Genomic DNA, 24,756 nt, shown 5'->3' on the forward strand with positions numbered 1-24,756 from the left:
CCCAAATCATGCCTTCCCGTCACGCGGCTGTCTGGTTAAGAGCAGCATGATAAAAGAAATGAGGATAACGGAGCCGGTCCACATCCAAGCCATCGTCTGATTGCCCGAATCCACAGCAACATAGATCGCAGTGGGTACGGTTTGCGTTTTGCCCGGAATATTACCTGCGATCATGAGCGTAGCCCCGAATTCCCCCAATGCACGAGCGAAACCCAGAATGAAAGCCGTCATCAACGCTCTCCCCGCAAGTGGAAGCGAGATATAGCGAAATACCTGCCATTCATTCGCTCCTATGGAGCGGCCTGCATCTTCCAGGTCCCGATCAATTCCGCTAAACCCGGATTTCATCGTCTGATATACCAATGGGAACGCAACCACCACAGAGGCAATCACGGCAGCCCACCAGGAGAAAATTACAGGTGCAGAGAAGATGGCTTCAATCCACCGTCCCAGCAGGCTTTTACGACCCAGTAACACGAGCAATATAAATCCGACCACGGTCGGCGGAAGCACGAGCGGAAGCATAAATGCCGTTTCCAGAAAAATTTTTCCGCGGAATGAGGTACGCGACATCTTCCAGGCCACAGCAATGCCACACACGGCTGCGATCACACTGGACAACAGCGCAACCTGAAGGGAAAGACGAACCGGTGGCCAGAATACGGCCCAGTCTATTGCGCTCACATTCATTCCGGAATGGAGAACCCGTACTTGGCAAATACATCAAGCACTTCAGGCGTTTGCAAATACGTGTAGAATTGTTCTGCTTCTGTCCGGTGCTTCGTACCTTCAATAATCCCTACTGGATAATTCGCAGGTGTATAGCTGTTCTTGTCTACTTCAAATGCAATTTTCACCTGATCAGAAGTGAGTGCATCCGTTTTGTACACAAAACCCGCATCCGCATTACCTGTTTCTACATATTGCAGAACCTGTCTGACATCCTTGCCCTGTACAAGCTTGCCTTCCAGCTGATCCCATAGTTTGGCATTGGTCAGTGCTTCCTTGGCATAGGTTCCTGCAGGCACACTTTCGGGTATACCAATCGCTACGGTCTTGATGGACTCGGCCGTCAGATCCTTCTCGCTTGTTACGGTATCTGAACTATCCGCTGGAATAATGGCTACCAATGAATTTTGCAGCAAATTCTTCTGATCATCGGATGCAATCAATTTCTCGTCCACGAGCGCATTCATATTTTTGGTCGCAGCCGATACAAAAACATCTGCTGGCGCGCCTTGTTCAATCTGCTGTTGCAATGCACCGGATGCACCAAAGTTGAAATTAAGCTCCACATTGGGATTAGCGGCTTCAAAATTCGTTTCAATTTCCTTCATGGCATCTGTGAGACTGGCTGCCGCTGAGATCGTTAGCTCCACCTTTTCCTGAGGATCTGTTGCCCCAGACGTTGAACTCTCACCTGATGTCGCTGGTGTTAAACCCGTTTGTTCCATTGCTGTGGATGAATCTGTACTCTCCGTACTTGCACCGCAACCGGCCAATACGAGAGCCAGTCCAAGGGATATACTCCCCAACACATATCCAATACTCTTTTTCATCTACTTCTCCCCCGATGTTATGTTTAGTTATAACTAGATATAATTAATTATATTTCATTATACATAAGATCATTGAAATAGGAAGGTAGTCTTTGATGCATCCGTTGAAGGGCAAGCCATCGATAGCTGAATTACGGTGGACGAGTTTATCCCTTCTGGCTGTTAATGGTATAGTACAAGAGACCCCAGCGTTTATCTGCGACGATGAGCGTTGATGAACGAAACGTTATATGATCTGCACCTTGAAGGAGGATCTTCACTGATGACGGAGGAGCAATCCTATACCACCGAAGAAATATCCAAGCTGCTCAAAATATCTAAACTGACGGTTTACGATTTGATCAAAAAGGGAGACCTCGTCGCTTATCGCGTCGGCAAACAAATGCGAGTTGACGCCACCGATCTGGAGGCTTATAAAAAACGCTCCAAGCAGCTTCAATCGCCAGCCCACCGAGCCGCTGCGGATTCAGTTCCCCCCTCTGAATTATCGAATACCGAGACGGGAACCGATCCGACCAATCATGCCGTTCATCCCGCTGTAAGTGCTTCTCCTCTATCCAGAGGGACATTCGCAGCTTCAACCTCCATGACGGGCAACACTTCGTCAGCCCATTCGGCTCGCCATCTGGTCATTACAGGACAGGATGTCAGCCTCGATATTCTCATGCGATATATGGAGAAGCAAACACGGGATATTCGTCCGCTGCGTTCTTTCATGGGCAGTCTCGATGGCTTGATCTCCATGTACCGCGGGGAGTCCGATCTGGTCAGTACCCATCTGCTTGATGGAGATACAGGAGAATATAATCTGCCCTACATTCGCAAAATCCTGATTGGCTGGTCGTATGTGGTGGTGAATCTGCTGACACGACCTGCCGGGCTGTACGTACAACGCGGTAACCCACGCGGCTTGCAGAACTGGACAGATCTGAAGCAGCCTGAGCTGCGATTGGCTAACCGGGAGAAAGGTTCGGGTGCACGTGTATTGCTGGATGAACAATTGCGTCTGCATGGTATCCCTGCTTCCCATCTGATTGGGTATAACGTAGAAGAAACCAGTCATATGGGGGTAGCTGCCAAGGTCAGTTCCGGTGAAGCCGATGTAGGAATCGGCAGTGAGAAGGCTGCACGACTTGTCGGTCAGGTTGATTTTATTCCGCTTGTTCAGGAACGTTATGATCTGGTGATGCTGAAGAAACAAGCGAACGAAGCGTGGATCGAATCGGTACTGCGCATTCTGCAATCACCGGAATTCAGGCAGGAACTGCAATCATTTGAAGGATATGATGTATCCCGAACGGGTGAAATTTTGTACGAAGTCTAGCGCAATGGCACCTGGATTGCTCATAGGATCGCAAAAAAACAGAAGAAACGCCGCTGAAGCTCTGACGGTAGTCTTCTGTTTTTTCTTCATTTTGTAAACGGATATAAAATGAATCCCTTAGCCATCACGCTATCGTTATCTCGACTTGTCATATACGATACGAGCTACGGCATCATGTTGATGGATGGATTCTTCATTCTTGCAGTCTACCTTAAATTTATTTACCCAGTGCTTCTCATACAGATCTGCCGCCACCAGCCTGACGATGTCTTCCACAAACCGCGGGTTCTCATATGCACGTTCCGTGACCCGTTTCTCATCAGGTCTTTTGAGTATGGGGTAAAGACAGCTGCTTGCATTGGATTCGGCCACATTCAGCAGTTCTTCCTTCCAATAGCCCGGCAACGCTTCTCCCGGGTTGCCTTGCACCTGGATACGCAATAACCCCCGCTGGTTGTGCGCGCTATATTCGCTGATCTCCTTTGAGCATGGACACAACGTCGTGATCTGTATATGTAAACCCGTTCTCAGAACAGGGGATTTTCCAGCTTCCCAGATGACATGAACCGTTGCCAAAGAATGATTTAGTCCAGACAAACCCGTTACGGGGGCGGTTCGTTCGTAGAACCAGGGATAGGTCACTTTCAGCTCTGCCTTCGGTTGATTCATCTGTTCAGCCATCTGTTGCGTCAGCGCAATCAGATCCGGAATCCGGTCACTCAGCCCTTCAACGCGACTATGCTGAAGCTGCTCCATCAAGCGGCTCATGTTAATGCCTTTGGATTCGCGATCCAGCGAAGTCGTCAGCCGAAATGTTCCGATACTGGACAATTTGACGGGATCTTTGGCCGAAATGACATCCAAAGGATACTTCACCTGATCAATACCGACTTGTTGCAGCTCAAACAGGAAATCATTTTTGCTATTCTGCATATCCTGCATCTCTTCTTTTCGCACAGGCTTATCGCCCTGTATCGGATCAACAGAGCCGAATAACCGCAAGCGCTCGGATTTGTCCGGCATGATAAAAGCATCGCTCGCTAATCGGCTAATCCTGTTATTCTGCTGTACCTTTTGCATTACTGACCCTCCCTCCATCGCATATTTCCGTTAAAAACCGCGTGTTCAGCGCCAGAACAGACCCGCATCGTCCCGCTCAACCTGCTCAAGCAGATCTTCAAAATCAGGACAAGGCTCAATAACGTCTACCACATTCCAGCTGCTGTGTTCGTCCTTGGCATATACCTTCCACTGATTCTCTTCCCAGTAAAATCGGGCAATATGCAGTTTGTCCCACTGATATCGTTCTTCAGCGGGCCTTTCCTCGGTCAAAATCAGTTCATTGTCATTCATCTCATACGTTAATTTCACCATGGTGCGCAGTGGTGCCGGGACCTTCTCATGGATATAACCGTTCATCACCGATTGAATTCTCCGAATGGTAAACGAGTCCAGCATGGAGATCACACCCTTTCATCAACATCGTTATGCAATCCAGTTCCACACCCATGCCAATATAAATGCGCTGCCCAGTGACGTTATCAGCTGTCTGCCTGTCAGTTGCACGGCAAAGGCTGCTCCCAACTCCTTGCGTATTGTCCACATCGTCACCAGACATGCCGTTAACGTGGAAGCCAGGTACACCAGAATAAATAGCTGCCCGCCGCTCAAGTCTTCAACAAAAGAACCCTGAGACTGATTCAGCACCAACAACCCGTCTTTTCGCAAAATGGAAAACAAAATGCCGCCCGCCGCATCGCCCGGCAGATGAAAGATTGCAAGTGCCGGCGTCAGCACGCCAGTCAGAACAGACAGCACCCCCGTCTGCTCCAGCAGCGTGGCCACCACACAAATACCGATGAAAATAGGCATCGCCTGCACGAGAAACTGTTTCATGACATACCGAACTCGCCAGCTTACGGAGCGCCATGATGGCTTTTGCAGAAATGTACGGTTGGCATGTAACGGGAGCGTGTCATCCAGCCGATTTCGATTCCACAGACGGGTATGAAGTGCGCCCACAAGTATCAGTACAAGCATATATGGAAAAAACAGCCACGGCTTGCCGCCGGAACTGAATATGGATAGAGAAGCCCCAATCTGGTAGCTGCACGCAGAACCGAAGGAGATCATTGAGACACAGGACTTTCGTGTACAGGAGCTGCAAGTACGGCTCTGGAACACAGCCACGACATTACAGCCAAAACCGCTGAGAACCGGAATCAGATCCTTACCGTTCAAGCCGATTTTACGCATCCACCCATCCAGCGAGTCGGTAATCCGGTCTTTCAGTCCGCTCTCCTCCGTCACCGCCACACTGACCCCAATCAGGAATACAACCGGAAATGCCCAGATAAACGAATACAATCCCAGACTAATCATGCCGTAATCTCCGAGTATTATCGCCTGCAGCGGGCTCCATAATCCCGCAGTAATGCGATGGAGTGGTTCAAGAATCCAGGCATCTGCGAGCGGTTGCATCCAGCCGGAGAATAGATAAGCCACATACACCGGAGCTGCAAATAAAAATACCAGTGCAGCCAAAGCCACAAAACGCCCCCAAACCGTATGCTCAAACATCGTTGTCTGCGGTTCGATCACAGGGGATTCAGGTGGTGATGCGAACTCCGGATGCCTCTTCATGGGTCTGGCGGCGACAATCGCCCGATATATCAGATCTTGGGCGTTTCCGTCGATTTCCCTTGTATTGAGCGGCAGAACGGAAATGCCCAGACCTTTACGGTAATAGTCAACCTGAGCCGATAATCCGGGACCGCATTTGTCGGCAAACGTAAGAATCAGTACAGCATTTTTGCCTGTGACATCCAGCATGCCCAGCAGTAAAGGCAGTTCCTGCACCACATCTGTGCCGCGGATGACCAAGATCACTGTATCACCGGCTGCGAGCTGTTTTAACGTCAGCATGGTCGTGACACTATCATCCTTCATCCGGATTCCAGGTGTATCAAGCAGTTCAAGCTGGTGCTCAAGCAACTCCGCCCTGCGGACGGTCACCGTGGAGCCCCGAACATTGGATTCCTCGCCTGTATCTCTGCCCGTAAGTCCCCGAAACAGAGCCGATTTGCCAGCCGATTCGAAGCCAACCAGCACCACTTTACGAAGTTCTTCGGGTTGTTCCACAACCGAATTCAGCATGTGCAGTCTTCACCGCAGCAGGACAGATCATCCAGAAACATGCCTTCTTTGCGATAGGTTTCCAGCGGGGTCAGATCCAACCCAAGTCTCTCACCCATGGCCTGGGCCACAACCGCAAAGCGCTGTCTGAATTTATAAATGAAGCAAAATTGGAGATGAGCATGCATGACCTGTGGTCCGGTAATGAACAGTCCGGGGACAATCGTCGATTCATCCGCCGCTCCCAATTGCAGCTGACCTTCCTTGCTGCGCTCGACGAGATTCTCAATCAGGTGCAGACTGCTGCGGAACCCGGTCGCCAGAACAGGAGCCTGACCCGTCTTAAGCAAGTGGGACTCGCCGGAATCGTTCTCGCAATAGAGGACATAACCGCCCGGTTCATCCGGTTCAATCCACTTGACCTCATAACCTTGCATCATGTGTATTCGCTTATCCATCATCGCCACGCGCAGGCGATCCTTCGTATAGGGGCTTAGTTCCACACTTGGATCACTGCTGCCCTTGGCGAGTCCTCGTCCGTTTCGGTCGATTACCGTTACGTTTTTCCCGAGTTTACTCAGGTGAATGGCTGCATCCACACCGCTCTCATAGCCACCAATGATGACACATTCTTCTCCATGAACCGCCGTCCAGCTGGAAAATAAACTGCTGTGCACACCATATTCGGCACCAGGAAATGGATCCAGTCTCGGATACTGAAACTCACCCGCTGCCCAGATGACATAGCGTGTGCGCAGTTGTCCATTGGATGTCACAACCCGGAAGCCATTCTCCTCCGGGGTAACCTCCGAAACGTCTACTCCCGTTTGCACAGGCAATTTCTTAAACTGGCTCACCACCTGCAAATACTGCGCATACTCCAACCCTGTCGGATGTTCTGTTCCCAGTGTGTACGCCGGAGATGTATTCAAAGCCACGGCGTTCAAATCCATCATGCCATAGGCATTACTAGTGAACGAAGGGGTGATCAGACGCATTTCCTCCGGCCACGCCAGAAAAGTTGCCCCCACCTCGCTCCGTTCCAGCACGGTAAAACGAGGCATCCCCATATCTTGTAGAACAGAGGCCATGCCGATCCCGGCTGGTCCCCCTCCCACAATCACACAATCATAATCAAATGGATCATGCATGTCTCTTACCAGCTTGACTTCGTGACGCCCGGAATTTGCCCTTGATGAGCCAGCTCACGGAACACAATTCGCGATACCTTGAACTTGCGCAAATATCCTCTTGGGCGGCCTGTCAGTTCACAGCGATTTTTCAATCGGGTCGGAGAAGCATTGCGCGGCAGCTTCTGCAGCGCTTCATAATCCCCTTTTTCTTTCAGTTCCCGGCGCAGCTCCGCATATTTGGCTACGATTGCCTGACGTTGTTTTTCACGTACCACTTTTGATTTTTTGGCCATGGATTATAGCTCCTTTTATGCATTTATTTTTTACACGACTTCAACAGGCCATGGCAGAGGATTGTCGAAATGCCCCCAGTCGGCCTGCATTTCTTCATCACTGAGCAGACATTGGTCAAGTTCGTCTTCAATGATGGCGCGCTCCATTTCAATCCCGATCATGACCAGCTCGGTCTGACGGTCTCCCCATTGTGCATCCCACTTCTCCAGCACATCGGGCTCCGTACGCAAAATTTCTTCCTTGTCCGCTTCCGGCAACGCCGCAACCCAATGTCCGGCAGGGCCAAACTGGATCGACGATCCCGCCTGGCTCAGACTTGCAGCCACATCTCCTTCAGCCGCAAGCCAGACCAGCCCTTTGGCACGTACCACTTCTTCCGGCCAGTAGCTCATGAATTCAGCCAGACGAGAAGGATGGAATGGTTTTCGGCGCCGATACACGAAGGAACCAATGCCGTATTCCTCGGTCTCCGGTGTATGTGATTCCTTCTCCAGCTCCTGAATCCATCCGGCGGACATGCTTGCTTTCTCGAAGTCGAAGAGACCTGTATTCAAAATTTCAGACGGGTTGACCTGTCCGTTCATGGTCCGAATGATTTTGGCGTTGGGCTGAAGCTTGCGGATGACACCTTCAAGTTTGTTCAGCTCCACGTCATCGACCAGATCACATTTGTTCAGCAGCAGGACATCACAGGTCTCGATTTGATCAATCAGCAAATCCACAACATCGCGGGTATCTTCCTCACCTGTCGCTTGGTTCCGATCCAGCAGGCTCTGCCCTGAGGCAAAATCATGCCAGAATCGATGAGCATCAACGACGGTTACCAGACAATCCAGCTTCGCCAGATGGGTCAGATCTATACCCGTCTCTTCGTCGGCATATGTAAAGGTCTGCGCTACCGGCACAGGTTCACTGATGCCTGTCGATTCAATCAGGATATAATCAAACCTGCCTTCGTTCACCAGCTTCTCAATCTCCTGCATCAGATCATCCCGCAAGGTGCAGCAGATGCAGCCATTGGACAGCTCCACCAGCTTTTCTTCGGTACGCGACAATGTCGCCTCACCCTTCACCAGAGCGGCATCGATGTTCACCTCACTCATGTCATTGACGATGACCGCGACCTTGAGCCCTTGTCGATTGTGCAGTACGTGATTAAGAACGGTTGTTTTACCTGAACCGAGGTAACCGCTAAGAACAGTTACCGGAACCTGCTTTTGTGTCATGTGTATCTACTCCTTATAGTTGTGGTCCATATGCCTCTGACTTTAATAGTAATTATTACGATTAACAACAATGACTATAATCCTGTTGAACGATGTTGTCAAATCATTTTTAATGAAAAATCGGAAAATCCCAGCAAAAAAAAGGCCTATGGCCTGGTTCCTGAAGCTTCGAATCACAATGATACGTCTCCAGAAAAGTCAGTCCATACGCCTTTAACTTTTTTCTTATAGATGCCATACAATCAGGCCGTCACCACAGATTTAGTCCTATTACCTGCTTCCATCCTTTGCCTGAAAGCTACAACGAGAATCATGGCTGCAACGGATAGCAGCGTGCAGATCGTAAACATGGTGGAATACGAGCTTATTTGTACAATTAGTCCCATCGCAAGCCCTCCAAGAGAGAAGCCCAGATCATACGAGGACATGAAAATACCCATCAGTACATATCGGGAATCGGCAGGCAGCACAAATGACAAATAGGTGGTCAATGTTGGGTATAGCAATGCCAAGGCAAAACCGCTGAACACCGCGGACAGGTACACCAGTGGACCGATCGTCTCCAGCAGAGCGAGCAACTGGGTTCCCAGTGCCGCACACAACATCAACCCCGCCATCAACCAGGTATTCCAGCTGCCGTCGGACGGAATTTTTTTGCGCAGAATGAACCTGCACAGAATGACAATCAGCCCCTGGATCGTTAAAAACACCCCCGCACTCGCCTTCCCGGTCGATACCATATACAGCGGAAGAAAGGTCGCCGTGGCTCCAAATACACATGATGCAAACAGCATAACTACGCTGCTGATCAACAGCGGTGTGCTGCGCCAGATGCCGCCGAATGACCGCACCATATCCCCCAGCGTATACGATTTATTTTGTACCGTGCTTCGGGGCAAGTCCACGTTATAGCCGATCAGGAGCGGAAGGGCCGCCAAACCGATCATTAGCAAAGTAAACCAGATGTCGCTGGCATTTTCCCAGATTTGGATGGCAAGTATGGGAATGACCAGAGACGGGACCATCGTAAAAAGGGTATACATGGATAATCCCTGAGCCCGGTCCTTATCCTCCAGCTTTTCAACAATGCCAGCCTGCATCGTCATGGAAAAAAAGGCCGTGGCTACACCTTGCAGCGCCCGCAGCCACAAATACGTTTCCACACCAAACACAACAAACAACAGCAATGTTGCGGCATGCAAAATCAACAGCCATTTCATTACAAGGAGCGGACCGTAACGCCCCAGAAGCTGCGCCGCAAAAGGCCTTAGAAGCATACACGTAAACATGTATGCCCCCATCATCAGACCAATCTCGGCCTGGTTCAATCCTGCTGCTTCACTCCGCAAAGGGAGAATAATCGTCAAAGCCGAATTCGCGGCAAAAAATAAAAAGGCTAACAGATAAAACCGGATAAATGAAAAAGATACCGGGTTTAATCTGCCGTTCCCCGTTACAGAAGACCTCAAACCGTTACCCCCACTTTCTTCTGGCAGTTAACCCACAGACATATCTGTGACTGGTTTTCTTCGTTCATAGGCAAAAACAATCATCACCGCCCCTAGGATAGCACAAATCATGTACATAAACGAATAGGAGGATAGATCAGCGATTGGTCCCATCAACACCCCGCCCAGAGATACACCCAAATCTGCTGTCGCAATAAATAAACCGATTAACACATTCCGATTCAACTGTGGCAATACAAAGGATAAATAGGTGGTTAACGTCGGATACAGAATGGACTGAGCGATACCCATCAAGATGGCCCCCACATACAGAAGGGTGGCTCCTCCAGTGATTGCCCAGCTTACACATAGTGCGGCTATTGCCAACAGGAACATCGTTCCCATGATAAAAGGTGCGTGCCACCTGCCATCGGAGGGGATTTTTTTACGTAACATAATCCGGGCGAGCACAACAGTTCCTGCCTGAAGCATCAGATAGATACCCGCATTGCCGCTTGGCAATTGACTGGTGTACAGCGGAATAAAGGTCGTGATGGCACCGAACACAACGGAAGCACTCAGCATCAATACACTGCATCTAAACAAGAATGGATTTTGCAGCAACTGACGAAAGGATTGAAACATGCTTACGCTCTGCTCCGATCGATTTCCAGCAGCATGCTGCTCCCTGCTCTTGTCCATTTTGGCGGTATATCCAAAGACACCTGTACAGATGGCAATACCGATGAGTACAACCGTAAAATAATCCATGCCGCCTGTCTGCCAAATCCCTAGCGCCAAGACAGGTCCCACAATGCCGGGAATATAACTGAACAACGAATAATAGGAAATGCCCTGGGAACGGTCTTTCTCCGGCAGGGCATCAATAATGCCAATCTGCAGCGCCATGGAAAAGAAAGCGGTTGATACCCCCTGTAAAATACGAGCGACCAGATAGCCTCCAAGCCCTGTAAACGTGTATAAAATCAGGGCGAATCCATTGATAATCAGAATAAAACGAAGTACTTTGATCGGTCCACGCTTTTGAATGATATGGCCTGCCCATGGCCTGAAAAACATAGTCGTGAACATATAGGCACCCATAATCAGCCCAATGGTTGTACTGCTCGCCCCCAAGGATTCACCCTGTAAAGGAATAATGACATTAAGAATTGCATTTGCACTAAAATACAGAAGAACCAGGATGTACAAACGCAGAAACGGCCATGACATCGCCCCACTCATCCTCGATCCTCCCCCTGAAACGTTATTAAATAGGTTAATAATCTCCTGGCATAAACGGATTGAACATCCTTCAATTGCTCAATAGGTACCATTTCCTCAATCTGACCGTCCCTGAAAATAATAACCCTGTCGCAAATATAGGCTGCCGCCTGAATATCATGCGTAATGAACACGTAGCTCATCTGATAGAATTGCTTTAATTCTTTTAACAATCGCAGCACCTGAATCTGCACAGACACGTCCAGAGAACTGATGGCTTCATCGAATACAATGCATCGGGGTTCAGTAGATATAGCTCTCGCAATACATACTCTCTGAGCCTCTCCACCGGATAATTCATGCGGATATTTGAACCTGTAGGAAGAGTCCAATCCCACTTGATGCAACAACGTATCCACCTTGCTTTGCATATCCGCTTCCACTTTTTTTTGAGCCTTTAGGGGCTCCATAATGGCTTCCTCCACCGTGAGAAATGGATTAATGGAGGACGTATAATTTTGAAATACGGCACTGATGCTGCCCATCCTCACGCGGCGATCATTCACGTTTTTCCCCTCCAATAAAATACGCCCGCGATCAGGCTTTTCAATGCCCAGAATCAGTCGTCCCAACGTGGACTTGCCGCTCCCACTTTCACCGATGATGCCGAGACATTCGCCTTGCTGGCATTCAAATACAACTTTTTTCAAAACCTGCTGCCTTTGTTTGGAGAATAATCCGCCTTGTTTATAGGACTTTTCTATCCCATCCACCTTGAGCATCTGTATCCCCTCCCTGCATCAATTTCATGAAATGATGGCTCAGCTCCAACCGGGTGGAAACCAAATATTGAGTATAGGCATGCTCCGGCTTCGTAAAAACAGACCGAATGTCCCCACTTTCGACAATGGCTCCATCTTTCATGACCATCACTTCATCCGCAATCTTCTGAACCACACCGAGGTCATGAGATATAAACAGCATGGAACAACCCATTCGTTCGCGTAGTCGAATCAACTGTTCAACCACTTCATATTGAGAGATCGTATCCAGCGCCGTTGTGGGTTCATCCGCAATGATCAGATCCGGCTCCAACACGAGTGCCAATGCAATCATGATTCGCTGCAACATGCCACCTGATAACTGATGTGGATATTGATTCAGGATTTCCTGCGGATTCTTCAACATGACGCTTTCCATAGCGCTAATGATCTTCCGTTCGCTCTCTTTGTTATTCCAGTCGAAATGCGTCTGGAGCGTCTCTCGAATATGGACACCGATTACACAAGAAGGATCAAATGCACTCATGCCATTTTGCAGAATCATGCACAGGTTTTTGCCTCTTCTTCGTCTCATCTCTTGTTCAGAAAGCTGGTTCAAGTCCTCGCCTTTGAAGAGAATCGTTCCGGATTGGCGAATCCAGGGTTTATTCAAACGCATAATGGACCTGCATGTGACGGACTTGCCACTTCCGCTTTCCCCGACAATGGCCAGACAGCTTCCTTGTTTGACCTGAAATGAACTGTTATGAATAATGACCTTGTCCGTATTGGCATCCCAGATCTTCAAATGTTTAACCTCTACTATATTCATAAACGGTCTTTCCCACCTCTTTTACACGAAGCTTACCTTGGAAAGTCATTAATTTGGGGTCCAAAGCGACCTGAAGCGCATCTGATAAAAAATTAAAGGCCGACACCACAATGACAATGGCTAGTCCAGGTGCCAGCATCAGCTCCGGTCTGGAGAACATGACTTCCCTTGTCTCATTCAACATCATCCCCCATTCCGCATGAGGGGCCTGAATTCCCAAACCCAGAAAAGAGAGTCCTGAGATTTGAAGCATCATCGAACACATGGAACCACTGGCAATCACCGCAATATCGGCAAATGTAACCGGAACAATATGCTTGGTTATAATTCTAAAACTGCCAATGCCAGAGGCCTTGGCGAAATTCACATACTCCATCTCAGAGAACTGCATCACGGATGTTCGAATGACGCGGGCAAACCACGCCCATTTCATGACCACAAACGCAATCAGAATATGTTCAAGTCCCGTACCCAAAATGCCGACCACCGCCAGTGTCATGACGTATCCCGGGAAAGACAGCATCACATCGCAAACTCTCATAATCCAGGCATCTGTCTTACCCTTGAAGTAACCCGCAATAAATCCGACGATTGCTCCGACCAGAACAGATATCATCAAGGCTACCAATACCCATAGCACACTGGGACGAATACCATAAATGAGTCTCGATAACACACATCTGCCCAAATGATCATTTCCTAACCAATAGCCCCAGGAGGAGGAAGCATACCGAAGCTTCATATTCACTTCCTCCGGGTCATGGGGTGCACACCAAGGGGCAAATAGGCCCGCAGCAATAATAATTACAATGACAGCAAGCGATGTCATCGCAAGCTTGTCTTTGCTCAAATTTCTTAATAATTGCATCAGAGATCCTTTCTTAACCGGGGATTCATCGCCGCATTGATCACGTCAGAAATCGTATTAAACAGCACAAAGGTTACGGCCAAAATAAGAACATACGCCTGAATAATCGGAAAATCCCGATTGAGGATGGAACGCACGCTCAACCTCCCAAGTCCCGGCCAGGCAAACACATTTTCAATCACGACGGTACTGCCCAGCACAATGGGAATCGCCATGCAAAATATGGATACCGCCACTTGCAGCGAATTACGCAAAATATGCAGGGTCACCTTCCGCTCACTTAAGCCGCTTGCCCTTCCATAGAGCACGTAATCCTCATTCATGTTGCTTAACATTGAACTCCGGACCGTTCTAAAATAAATGCCTGTATAACTCACCGTAATCACAATCACCGGCAGAATATAGCTCTTCAACGAATCCATTCCGCTCGTAGGCAACAAGTCCAGCTTGACGGACAAATACCAAATCAGGATGGCTGCGAGCCAGTAGGATGGCATAGCGGTCAGGATAAACGAGAGGCCTCTGACTGATTTATCGACGACTTTCCCTTCTCTCATGGCACAGATCACACCCAACAGGATGGAGAATCCAATAATGAACACCGATGATACCAGCGTTAATTTTAATGTGTTCAGTAAGGCAGGACCAACCAAGGACCACACCGGTTCACCGGATACATACGAGCTGCCAAAATCAAACTGCATACAGGCAATCAACCAATTCACATACTGAATGACGAACGGTTTATCGAACCCCAATGCTTCATTCGTTTGGGCGATTAATTCATCCGTGATCTGAGGAACCTCCTGTGCCTGTAATACAACTACGGCAGGGTCCAGGGGCGAAAGGTTAATGAGTACAAACGTTATCAATGAAATGACGAACAGCAAGGGTATGGCGAGCAATATCCGTTTGACTATATAACTTCCCATATCCATCCCCGCTCTATTTAAATTTCATTTGCTCAAATGGTAATTCATATTGAGTCTGTTTGAATGAGATTCCGTCCAGATTTTTGGGAGCCACGACAGTAACACGCCCATTGGTAATCGGAATAAACACCGCTTCATCATGGACAATTTTCATAATGTCGGCGTACAAGGATTGGCGGGATGCCTCGTCTGTGGACACCATGACTTCATCAATTTTCTTATATAGTTCATTCGCCTGGGCAAGACCGCTTGTTGTATGTTTATAGGCAGAATCCGAAGTAAACGCAGAGATTGTGCTCTGTGGATCGTACGCCAGTCCCCAGGTTTGATTGAACAGCAGATCATATTCCCCGGTTGCCCTTCTGTTCGCGATGGAAGTGGATTCCTCACCGACAATCTCCAGCTGAATACCCAATCCTTTTAAGGCATGCTGGATCAATTCCGCCTGTGTTTTTTGCGAAGATGAATTGCTGTCATAATACAATGTCAGAGCTAATTGCTGACCATTCTTCGTTCTTACTGCCTTACCGTTTGGTAATGTCCAACCTGCCTTTTCCAAAAGCTCCTTTGCAGTCTCGGGATTATACTCCCGCTTCTTCAATTCAACATGGGCATAGTTAACGTTTGACGAGAATAAGGTGTCCGCTACGGTCTGTGTTCCGTTAAAAATATCATTGCTGATCGTTTCCCGATCAATGGCAACCCATATCGCTTCACGGACAGCCGTTTCGTGGACAGGGTTATCCACTTTGCTGCTATTGGCGACGATCAGATTTGTATTCATTGCTTCACTTCGGACCACTTGGAAATCACCCGAGTCAGCCAATTGATTCATGGCTTCAACATCAATGCTGTCCGCACCCCGATCATCGGTGAACACAAAGTTGATTTCGCCCTTCTGTAATGCCAGTAATGTCGTTTCCCCTGCCGGCAGAACCTTGGACGTGATTTTTTGGATCTCAGGTGCGCCGCCCCAGTAATCTTCATTGGCTTCGAACGTTGCATTCTCATCGATTTTATGTCCTGTCAGCTTGTAGGGCCCTGTGCCGTGATAACCGCTTACCCCGTCCTTTGTGCCTCCGTTCGAAAAATCCTTGGGGGATATAAACACATACGGTCTGGTCATGGACAGCTCCACCAGAGCAGGATAATAGGGATCGGAAAGTACCAGTTCAAATGTGTATTCATCCAAGACTTTTGTACTTACAATTTTGGTGGACAGCTTAATCCAGGCATGTTTTTCAGCATTCGCCTGAACCGCATCGATATTTTGTTTGACTGCCTCGGCGTTAAACGGTTCACTATCATGGAATTTCACATCCTGTCGCAAATGGAACGTATACGTTTTCCCGTCTTCGGCAATATCCCAGGATTCTGCCAGCAATGGTTTGATTCCATCGACCGTGTTTTCGACCAAAGATTCGTAAACCATCCCTTGTGCGGGCATGGAACCTGTGTACAAATGAGGATTCATATCATTAATATCCTTGGCGGATGAATAGATGAGTTCAGACTTGACCCCGCTATTCGCTGACTTCGTTGTTGTCCCCTCCGCTTGCCCACATCCTGCAAGCACGGTAATCACAGACAATAACAGCAATATTAATCCAAAAGCACTACCCTTTTTCACAACATTTCCTCCTGATAATGAAAGATAAATACAAGTTCAACTTTTATAGTTGAGATGTAACTAGCCCCTGGTGTTCGCCAGCCCTGTGCAGATCATCCGAATGTCTTCATTGAAGGTTTGAACGACAAAAGCATCGGATAGATCCTGATCCGGGTGAGCGCGAGCAACTTCTTGAATCTTCGCCTCATAGGTGGCAATAAACGTATCAATGGTTGGGCAGCTTACCTGCAAATGTCTCGCAATGCCCTGAATGATTTTGATACGGTAATAATCCTCCTTGGGCATTCTGGGAATGTCCAAAAATCCATCCTGATTGACAAACATCTTCCTGAAGGGAACAGCCGAAAAGTCAAAATATTTACCCTCCGGGTTGGGCTCCGAAAAGGGATCAATCAATAGCGAGGTGTATCGTATGTATAATAAATACTCTTGATGAATGTCCTGCAACTGATTAAAATTCTCGATATCCTGGCGTGACAAACTCTCCAATCGTACCGGATAATTATCATCCGTCATGAATTGCAGCAGATTGACACCCTGGATACGGAGCCTATCCGTAATCGTCATTATCTCGTTCCACTGTGTCCGCATGTCCCGAATCAAATATTGGGTTACAGGACCTTCCGGGTAGATTTTATATACATATTTTCGTGTGTCTGACGCTCCGAAGATGGCATCCAATGAAAACTCATTCATGAACAACGGCGGGTGCACATATAAAGAAATATTTCTCGTTTCCGCCTCAATTGGAGAAGACATAACTTCCAGTGCAATGCCCAATTGCTCGTACATCTTGCACAGTCTGTCCACAGGTTCCGAAGGAGTAGACGTGGAACCGATATAGACCTTTTTCTTGACTCCTGTTGTAATGACATGATTGGAGGGTTGGTCATTCATCCATCGGGTATCCCCCAGATAGGTAGAGAAACTGATCACTTCCGTATCCGCATGCAGCTGCCTCACATAATGGCTTACCAGCATGTTGGAGCCAAAGGTTGGAGAGACCAAAATGATGAATTTCACTTGTTTGATGAAGTTATCCTTCATTTGTTTCAATACATCGATATAAGCATCCGTTGTCACAGCGAAAATGAGCGTATCCCATTCGCCTTCAATAGTTTCATATCCCTTAAACACCCGATCGATGAAGCATTCACCTGCCAACGGTCGATGCTTTTCATTTTGAATGCTTGCTCCAATGAATCCGTCACTTTGTCGAACTGCTTCAAAAAACGATTCTGAGCGCACCGATTCTCTGCCCACGATGCCTACGGTGCTGCTGAATTGCTTTTTGAGCGATACTGCCAGCTGAATGGATGCAGGGCCTGTTCCGAGCAACAGCACTCGTTGAAATCCGCTCATATGGACCTCTCTTTCCCAAGCTCAAGCGAGCTATGCTTTTTGGTATAACGCAATATCGAACACATCATCCGGACGCAGGATATTGTCGACCAGTTTCCACTTGCTGCTGTCGGTCTCTCTCATCGGATAGTTAAACAACGACTTTAACTGGTTACCGTACCTCATCGCCACCACCACATGTTCATTCGTCAATACATGCAATTGATCGAGCAGATCATATTTATTGGTAACCGTAGAACTGAAAATGATATGTGTTGCTTTTCTCGTAAAAGCAAGGTCCTGCACCAATGTTTGCTCCAAATGAATGTTCAGGCCCGCACCCAGCTTCTCCACAACCTTCTGCCCGAGTGTAATGGCTTCTGCGTCAATATCGATGCCAACCACCTCTGCCCCTGTTCGCTTGGCGATAAACAAAGGCGTCATCGGAAATGACCCGGAGCCTACCAGCAGCACTTTGGAATCCGAGGTGACATGAAAGCTGCCAAACTCTTTTTCAATACATTCTTCTATGTTTCTGAAATAATCCGCAATTTCCACATCTCCGTCTTGCAGCTTCAATGCCCGATATTTCTCCATGATCGCCACACACCGTGCAGATTTGTCTCGCAGATCAAGCACAAGTTGATGCATGCTGCCTGACTCCTGCTGATCGAGCTGTTCCCAGATTCGTTCATTTTGCTTGTCCGTTATAAACGCGGAATAGTCATCAATTAAAGCCTCCAGCGCTGAGCTGTGCTGAACCGTATGATCATATCTGCCTGCCAACTCATCGAATTTCCCGGAAAATTCACTCAAGCATGTTTGAAAATCAATCAATGTCTGCATTCCTTTTCCTCCTACAACTCGTCATGGTCATGCATCTATAAATGCTTTGCCCTGGGCCACGATTCCAACCGATCCTTCGATCGTAATTCGTTCAACCTCTGCTCCATTCCATTGCGCCATCACTTTAATCGCACCACCGGGCTGCTTGATATGCCGAACGATCTCCCTTTGCCTGCTCCATGCCAGATAGGCTCCCACGGAGGCTGTACCCGAACCGCACCCCCTTTCCCAGATCAGACTATCCAGTTGTGGGACATATATGAGCGGTGCCAGCTCATCCGAATGGGATATGTATAATAAAATCCCAATCAGCTTATCCCCCAAGGTTAAGCCTAATAATCGTGCCAGCGCTTGTGCTCTCTTTCTGATCGCTTCATCGAACGCTTCCACTTCAATGACGATATGGATGAACTCCCGATACCGCACAATTACAATATCCATATCGATTCCTTCATACTTGACGGTTCGTCGTTCAATCTGCTCAGGAAGCGGCATCGTTACTTGGCAAAAATATTCATTCTGCTGCTGCTTCACCTGACACCTGATTAATTGATCCGTCCCGGAAACCTCCAAGACGATTTCTGTAAAATCAGTGGATTCCAACTCGTTCTCGGACGCGATATACGCAGCCAAGGCCATGCAGGCATTTCCGCAGAACTCTCCACCGGCCATTTCCAGATGGGCAGCCGCCTCCTGTTTTACCGCTCCACCAATGAACCCCACTTGTTCGGCGTAGACGTTGTCATAGGACATAATTTGGGCGGCGATGTGTGGATATGTCTCAGCTGGATGATCCGTTCTCACCAGAACCGTCATATTTTGAGTGGGATTAAACTTGATAAAATCAATTTCCTGTTTCATCGCAGCCGCTACTCCTATTCTTGTGATGGAATTCAGTTGAGTTTATTTTGCTACAATCCGTTAATAGTAATGATTACGATTATCAGTCGAGAAAAATATAGCACACCCTACTTGCGAGCGTCAACAAATATTTCCATATCAAAAATAGAGCGTTACGACTATCATTTTATGTTCAAACGGGAACAGAGCTGACGCATTTGCGTCAACCCTATTTCGCACAACGTTTTCAATTTAGAGATACATCAGCGACGACTAAAAGGCATTACGGATGCCAGCAATGCTTTTGCATATTCATTGGTTGCATCCGAGAGACAATTCCGTTCAAGCTCCTCCACGATTGTTCCCCGATAGAGAAAAAGTACCCGATCACACAGATTCGCCACGGCCTGAAGATCATGTGCAACAAAGAGATAGGTCATGTTCATTTCATGCTGAAGAGAACGAAGCAGTTCCAGAATCTGAGCCTGAACGGAAACATCCAGTGAACTGAGCGCTTCATCCAGAACTAAAAATCTAGGCTTGGTTGAGATCGCACGTGCAATGCATACCCGTTGTAATTGCCCCCCACTCAGTTCGTGAGCATACTTGTGCATGACCGCATGAGGAAGCCCCACCTTGGCGAGCAGGTCATTAACCCATTCATCCAGATCAGCGATATCCCCCAGTGCAACCAACGGTTCGGCTATAATATCCCGCACGATAAATTTGGCATTGACCGAAGACGTATAATCCTGAAATACAACACTCATTTTGCCTTTATGATTCTTCATCCATTGCGAAACGAGCATTCCCTCAATCCGGACCTCACCTTGTGTTGTTTTCTCGAGGCCAAGAATCAGGCGGCTCAGCGTGCTTTTCCCACTTCCACTCTCACCAATCAGACCCAGGCATTCACCTTCACGGATGTCGAAATGAATGTCTTTCAGAATGTCCGTTCTCTCTTTCCGAAAAAAACCACCCGATTTGGGGTAGCTTTTGGAAAGATGTTTCACTTCCACCAACATTACTGCACACCTGCTTCCATGGAAGCCTGAAAAGGCTCGGACAGCTTGATTCGGGTCTCAATCAAATACTGTGTAAATTCATGCTGCGGATTCGAAAATACGTCATTCGCCTTCCCCTGTTCGATGCATTCCCCATCCTGCATAACGATGAGATCGTCTGCCAAATATTGCACAACACCCAAATCATGAGATATGAAAATAATGGACATGCCCATCGTTTCGCGAAGTTGCTTGAATTGCTCAACAATCGCACGCTGGTTAATCGAATCCAGTGCAGTTGTCGGCTCATCTGCAATGATAATGTCAGGTTTCAACATCATGGCAATGGAGATCATTACCCTTTGCAGCATGCCTCCGGACAGTTGGTGTGGATACTTTTGCAGAACCTGCTCAGGTTGAAGGATATGAACACGATGCAGGGCATCCGCCGCCAGTTGTTTGGCTAGTTTTTTGGGGATTCGAAGGTTCTCTCGAAAGGTCTCCATCATTTGTTTTCCGATCGGTTCGAGCGGGTTAAACGCCGTCATTGCATCCTGTAGAATCATGCAAATGCGCTGACCGCGGATCTTTCGAAGCTCTTCCCCGCTTTGCTGTAATAAGTCTTTTCCTTGATAGAAAGCTGTTCCACTCATTTCAAGCCAGGGAGAAGCCAATCCCAGAATGGCTTTCGTGGATAAGGATTTGCCGCTGCCACTCTCACCCACGATGCCAAGGCAGGTATTAGGCTGCAACGTAAAGCTTAGATTCTGCACGATGGACAGACCGGTTCTGCTGTCAGTGATGGATAGATTTTTTACTTCTAATAAAGACATTCAACCGGCCTCCCTTCTTATGCGTATAACTCTTCGGATTCATTGCCGCATGCAGGCTGTCTCCCAAAAAGTTGAAAGCAGCCACAACGAGCAGAATAGCTAGTCCAGGCGCGAGCATCTGGGTTGGGTGAGTAATCATCACATTTTTCGCATCATTCAGCATCATGCCCCACTCCGGCGTGGGTGCCTGTACACCCAGACCAAGGAAGGATAAAGCCGATATATTCAGGATGACCCAGCCCGTATCCAGTGTTGCAAAGACAGCGACTTCGCCGGAGACACCTGGCAGCACATGTTTTCTCATAATATGACCCGTCCCGCATCCCGAAACTTTGGCAAAACGAATATAGTTCTTGTCCGTGTATTGAATAACTGTTGTGCGAATCATCCGGGTGTACCATGCCCATTTGGCGATAATATTGGCGACAACGACATTCAGCAGACCTGGGCCCAGAATGCCGACAATAGCCAGAATCATGACTTCTGCCGGAAAGGAGAGCATCATGTCACAGATCCGCATAATAACCTCATCCACCTTGCCGCGAAAATAACCCGATATGATGCCCAGTAGAGTTCCAATCGCAATCGTAATCGCGGTTGTAATTACAGCGAACAGAATCGTTGTACGAATGCCATAAAGAAGACGTGACAGATTACAACGCCCGAGCTGATCTGTACCCAATGGATATTCAAGGCTGATCCCTGCATATTTGTTCATAATGTCTAAACTCGTGGGATCATGTGGTGCGAGCCAGGGTGCTCCCACGCCAGCGACGACCACAAGTGCGATCGTAATCATACATAATACTGCCATTTTGTCAGACACCAGGCGCTTCCAGAACATCATGTTACCCCTCCTTTCTTATCCGAGGATCCAGAGCTGAATTCAGAAGATCCACGAGCAGATTGCATACAACAAACATGACACCCATAATCAGAATATAGGCTTGAATAATTGGAAAATCGGAATTAAAAATGGCTGTGACGCACAGTCGCCCTATGCCTGGCCATGCATAAATATTTTCCACAATCACCGTGCCCGCGATTAACTTCGGAATCGACATGCCGAGCGCCGTGATCGATAGTTGAAGTGAATTCCGGAATACTTTCCAGATAATCGTCCGTCCCTTCAATCCTCTGACACGAGCGTACAACACGTAGTTTTCGGTTTTGTTTTGCACCATGTTATTGCGTATCAGTCTGACATAGGTAGAGATGAAGACCAGGGACAGTGTTACTGCGGGCAGGATGACTGAACTTGCCTGCTCCATACCACTTGTGGGGAACCAATTCAGCTTCACGGCAAACAACCACATCAGCAGAATGCCAATCCAGAAGCTCGGCATGGCTGTGCCAATAAAGACCAATGCACGCATCAAACGGTCCAATATGCTGTTTTCATATATGGCGCTGAGCACACCAATCAGAATACTTACCGTCAGGATGATAACGAGGGCAACCGCTGACAGTTGTAAGGTAGCTGGAAGTGCGCGTGCAATCTGCTCTCCAACCGGTTGTTGATTGACATAACTCATTCCGAAATCGCCCTGAATGCTGCTGCCAATCCACTCGACATACCGGGTAAGAAACGGCTTGTCGAGACCCAGTGTTTCCCTCATGGCATCGACCATCTCCTGCGTTGGTGTAACCTGATTCACGCGTAAGGCCACTTCGGCCGGGTCACTGGTTCGTAAATGAATCAGCACAAATGATAAAAATGAAATACCGATCAGCACCGGAATAATAGCCAACATGCGTTTCATGACGTACCTGCCCAAGGTAATCCTCCTCTCTGATTACTCTTCGAAAACCATCTTCTCAAACGGAATTTCGTATTGGGAAACGTTAAAGCCCACACCCTGCAAAGCCTTAATATGAACGGCTTTGGTAACGGAATAGGTCAATGGAATATATACATTTTCTTGATGAATGTACGTTAAAATCTCTTTGTACATTTGCTCGCGCTGTTCTTCATTCTGCTCAACCATCAGATCCGTAATGGTATGATCCAGCCATTCTTTTTTCTCCAGTCCCAATTGGGCTTGATAATCGGCGTGGGAGGGCACCCTCCATGAAGAGACATACGTTTGCGGATCATATGGCAATCCCCAGGAGAGGGAATACATTAGATCGAATTCACCCGTTTTCTGACGATCCAGATAGGCCTGCTTTTCTTCTCCAACAATGTTCAACGCGATACCAACCTGCTTCAGATCATTTTGCATGGATTCACTAATGGTTCGCTCCTGCGCGTTATCGGAGTTGTAATAGATCGTCAATTCAAGTTTGTTCCCATCTTTGTAACGATAGCCATCCGAGCCTGCCACCCAGCCAGCCGCTGTAAGAAGCTCGCTCGCTTTGTTCATGTCATATTGCACCCCTTCAAGGCCCACATCAGCGTATGGAACCGAGGTAGAGAGCAGTGTATCCGCCACTTGTTCAGTCCCATTCAGAATGCCATCCGCTATAATTTGTTTATTAATGGCATACATCAGCGCTTCACGTACTTGAGGCTCGCGCGTTGCTGAACGGTTGGTATTGAGAACGATCGCACGTGAGCCCACCGGATGACTGATAACCGTACTGTATTTCCCCTGATCCGTCAGTACTTTGAATGATTCATTATCCACCATGTCACCGTCCGAACCGAATAACAGGTCTACTTCTCCCTTTTCCAGGGCAAGCAGAATCGTTTGATGGTCAGGCATGACTTTCCACTTAATCGTTTGGATTCGGGGTTTGTCCCCCCAATAATTTTCATTTACCGTAAATGTCGCATACTGGTCCTGCTTGTGCTCTGTTAAAATATACGGCCCTGTACCTGCATAGCTGCTGACTCCATTCGCAGTTGTCCCGTCAATAAAGCTTTTCGGTGAGATGAAGCGAAACGGACGTGTTAACCCCAATTCCTCCAGTGTCGGGTAATACGGGTCTTTCAGTACAATTTGGAACGTAGAGTCATCAATCACCTTCGTCTCCTTGATCTCAGCGACCAGATTCAGCCAGGAATTCTTCTCGACATTCTCCAGAACTGCATCGATATTCATCTTCACGGCTTCGGCATTAAACGGCTCACCATCCGAAAACTGAACATCCTTATGTAAATAGAAGGTATACGTTGTGCCATCTTCTGATATATCCCATTTATCGGCCAGTGCAGGTTTAATGCCATCCGGCGTATTGATCACCAGGGATTCAAATACCATATTCTGCGCTGGCATCTCTCCCGCGTATAGATGAGGATTAATATCTCTAATATCCTTGGTGCTCGCAAAGACCAACTCCGCGTTGGAAGATTTGGTGGTTTGCTCTGCGTTTCCTGCCTCTGTCCCGGAACAAGCCGATAATACAAACAGAATCGAAATCAATAAAGCGAGTGTGTAAACCTTGCGTGATGTATGCATAATTCCCTTCCTTTTCCCTCATGAAGTAGATAAGTTGAACCCATATACTTCACACTTAATATAAGTAATTATTACGATTTATAATAGTAATAATTACGATTAGAATCGTAGCATACAATGTG

24 protein-coding genes are annotated in these 24,756 nt (G+C 47.8%); 1 reads left to right on the plus strand and 23 read right to left on the minus strand.

Translation table 11 applies throughout. From position 1 onward, the window contains the following. Positions 1 to 6 precede the first annotated feature (6 nt). Positions 7 to 690 carry a molybdate ABC transporter permease subunit gene (gene modB / locus ACFVQB_RS25355; RefSeq protein WP_379446279.1) on the minus strand — a complete coding sequence of 228 codons (684 nt, stop codon included), beginning with the start codon at positions 688 to 690 and terminating at the stop codon, positions 7 to 9. Then, positions 687 to 1,559, minus strand: coding sequence for a molybdate ABC transporter substrate-binding protein (modA, locus tag ACFVQB_RS25360; protein ID WP_379446296.1), 873 nt, complete (start codon positions 1,557 to 1,559; stop codon positions 687 to 689). Before modA ends, modB begins: the two co-directional genes overlap by 4 nt. Positions 1,560 to 1,821: 262 nt before the next feature. Here modA and ACFVQB_RS25365 point away from each other — a divergent pair, with 262 nt between their 5' ends. After that, positions 1,822 to 2,883, plus strand: a complete 1,062-nt coding sequence (locus ACFVQB_RS25365) for a substrate-binding domain-containing protein (RefSeq protein ID WP_379446299.1) — start codon at positions 1,822 to 1,824, stop codon at positions 2,881 to 2,883. A gap of 135 nt (positions 2,884 to 3,018) precedes the next feature. On the opposite strand, the gene folE2 is transcribed toward ACFVQB_RS25365, so the two are convergent. From folE2 to nikA, 21 genes are all read right to left on the minus strand, one after another. Beyond that, positions 3,019 to 3,963, minus strand: a complete 945-nt coding sequence (folE2, locus tag ACFVQB_RS25370; RefSeq protein WP_379446302.1) for a GTP cyclohydrolase FolE2 — start codon at positions 3,961 to 3,963, stop codon at positions 3,019 to 3,021. 45 nt (positions 3,964 to 4,008) lie between these two features. After that, positions 4,009 to 4,341 (minus strand): DUF3024 domain-containing protein, encoded by a 333-nt coding sequence (locus ACFVQB_RS25375; protein WP_379446310.1) that lies wholly within the window; start codon positions 4,339 to 4,341, stop codon positions 4,009 to 4,011. 27 nt (positions 4,342 to 4,368) lie between these two features. After that, entirely contained in the window at positions 4,369 to 6,039 is a 1,671-nt protein-coding gene (locus ACFVQB_RS25380; protein WP_379446315.1) for a nucleoside recognition domain-containing protein, read from the minus strand. Further along, positions 6,033 to 7,169, minus strand: a complete 1,137-nt coding sequence (locus tag ACFVQB_RS25385) for an NAD(P)/FAD-dependent oxidoreductase (RefSeq protein ID WP_379446320.1) — start codon at positions 7,167 to 7,169, stop codon at positions 6,033 to 6,035. Before ACFVQB_RS25385 ends, ACFVQB_RS25380 begins: the two co-directional genes overlap by 7 nt. A 5-nt stretch (positions 7,170 to 7,174) precedes the next feature. Then, the gene (gene rpsN / locus ACFVQB_RS25390) at positions 7,175 to 7,444 is read right to left on the minus strand and encodes a 30S ribosomal protein S14 (RefSeq protein ID WP_090904459.1); all 270 of its coding nucleotides are present in this window, start codon (positions 7,442 to 7,444) and stop codon (positions 7,175 to 7,177) included. Positions 7,445 to 7,474: 30 nt separating this feature from the next. Further along, positions 7,475 to 8,671 (minus strand): GTP-binding protein, encoded by a 1,197-nt coding sequence (locus ACFVQB_RS25395; protein WP_379446334.1) that lies wholly within the window; start codon positions 8,669 to 8,671, stop codon positions 7,475 to 7,477. 242 nt (positions 8,672 to 8,913) lie between these two features. Further along, positions 8,914 to 10,140: a staphylopine family metallophore export MFS transporter CntE gene (gene cntE, locus ACFVQB_RS25400; RefSeq protein WP_379446349.1), complete on the minus strand. Its 1,227-nt coding sequence runs from the start codon at positions 10,138 to 10,140 to the stop codon at positions 8,914 to 8,916. Between the two features lie 27 nt (positions 10,141 to 10,167). Then, positions 10,168 to 11,364 (minus strand): staphylopine family metallophore export MFS transporter CntE, encoded by a 1,197-nt coding sequence (gene cntE / locus ACFVQB_RS25405; protein ID WP_379446357.1) that lies wholly within the window; start codon positions 11,362 to 11,364, stop codon positions 10,168 to 10,170. Next, on the minus strand, positions 11,361 to 12,125 hold the full coding sequence (locus ACFVQB_RS25410; RefSeq protein ID WP_379446361.1) for an ABC transporter ATP-binding protein: 765 nt from the start codon (positions 12,123 to 12,125) through the stop codon (positions 11,361 to 11,363). The genes cntE (ACFVQB_RS25405) and ACFVQB_RS25410 overlap by 4 nt, the downstream gene beginning before the upstream one ends. After that, entirely contained in the window at positions 12,091 to 12,936 is an 846-nt protein-coding gene (gene cntD, locus ACFVQB_RS25415; protein WP_379446367.1) for a staphylopine uptake ABC transporter ATP-binding protein CntD, read from the minus strand. Before cntD ends, ACFVQB_RS25410 begins: the two co-directional genes overlap by 35 nt. Beyond that, entirely contained in the window at positions 12,917 to 13,804 is an 888-nt protein-coding gene (cntC, locus tag ACFVQB_RS25420; protein ID WP_379446372.1) for a staphylopine uptake ABC transporter permease subunit CntC, read from the minus strand. The genes cntD and cntC overlap by 20 nt, the downstream gene beginning before the upstream one ends. Continuing rightward, positions 13,804 to 14,736, minus strand: coding sequence for a nickel/cobalt ABC transporter permease (gene opp1B, locus ACFVQB_RS25425; protein WP_379446376.1), 933 nt, complete (start codon positions 14,734 to 14,736; stop codon positions 13,804 to 13,806). The genes cntC and opp1B (ACFVQB_RS25425) overlap by 1 nt, the downstream gene beginning before the upstream one ends. 13 nt (positions 14,737 to 14,749) lie before the next feature. After that, positions 14,750 to 16,366, minus strand: coding sequence for a staphylopine-dependent metal ABC transporter substrate-binding lipoprotein (gene cntA / locus ACFVQB_RS25430; protein ID WP_379446380.1), 1,617 nt, complete (start codon positions 16,364 to 16,366; stop codon positions 14,750 to 14,752). Between the two features lie 60 nt (positions 16,367 to 16,426). Then, complete coding sequence (locus ACFVQB_RS25435; RefSeq protein ID WP_379446393.1) at positions 16,427 to 17,728, minus strand: opine metallophore biosynthesis dehydrogenase; 1,302 nt, start codon at positions 17,726 to 17,728, stop codon at positions 16,427 to 16,429. A 30-nt stretch (positions 17,729 to 17,758) separates the two neighbouring features. Further along, complete coding sequence (locus ACFVQB_RS25440; protein WP_379446399.1) at positions 17,759 to 18,553, minus strand: methyltransferase domain-containing protein; 795 nt, start codon at positions 18,551 to 18,553, stop codon at positions 17,759 to 17,761. 27 nt (positions 18,554 to 18,580) lie between these two features. Further along, positions 18,581 to 19,414, minus strand: coding sequence for a histidine racemase CntK family protein (locus tag ACFVQB_RS25445; protein WP_379446403.1), 834 nt, complete (start codon positions 19,412 to 19,414; stop codon positions 18,581 to 18,583). Between the two features lie 242 nt (positions 19,415 to 19,656). Further along, the gene (locus ACFVQB_RS25450; RefSeq protein ID WP_379446414.1) at positions 19,657 to 20,418 is read right to left on the minus strand and encodes an ABC transporter ATP-binding protein; all 762 of its coding nucleotides are present in this window, start codon (positions 20,416 to 20,418) and stop codon (positions 19,657 to 19,659) included. Beyond that, entirely contained in the window at positions 20,418 to 21,230 is an 813-nt protein-coding gene (locus tag ACFVQB_RS25455) for an ABC transporter ATP-binding protein (RefSeq protein ID WP_379446425.1), read from the minus strand. Before ACFVQB_RS25455 ends, ACFVQB_RS25450 begins: the two co-directional genes overlap by 1 nt. Then, positions 21,193 to 22,077: a nickel/cobalt ABC transporter permease gene (opp1C, locus tag ACFVQB_RS25460; RefSeq protein ID WP_379446469.1), complete on the minus strand. Its 885-nt coding sequence runs from the start codon at positions 22,075 to 22,077 to the stop codon at positions 21,193 to 21,195. The genes ACFVQB_RS25455 and opp1C overlap by 38 nt, the downstream gene beginning before the upstream one ends. A gap of 1 nt (position 22,078) precedes the next feature. Further along, the gene (gene opp1B, locus ACFVQB_RS25465) at positions 22,079 to 23,008 is read right to left on the minus strand and encodes a nickel/cobalt ABC transporter permease (RefSeq protein WP_379446477.1); all 930 of its coding nucleotides are present in this window, start codon (positions 23,006 to 23,008) and stop codon (positions 22,079 to 22,081) included. A gap of 18 nt (positions 23,009 to 23,026) precedes the next feature. Further along, positions 23,027 to 24,634 (minus strand): nickel ABC transporter substrate-binding protein, encoded by a 1,608-nt coding sequence (gene nikA / locus ACFVQB_RS25470; protein WP_379446498.1) that lies wholly within the window; start codon positions 24,632 to 24,634, stop codon positions 23,027 to 23,029. Between the last annotated feature and the right edge of the window lie 122 nt (positions 24,635 to 24,756).

This window comes from Paenibacillus sp. NPDC057886 (assembly GCF_042796655.1).
Taxonomy (GTDB): Bacteria; Bacillota; Bacilli; order Paenibacillales; family Paenibacillaceae; genus Paenibacillus.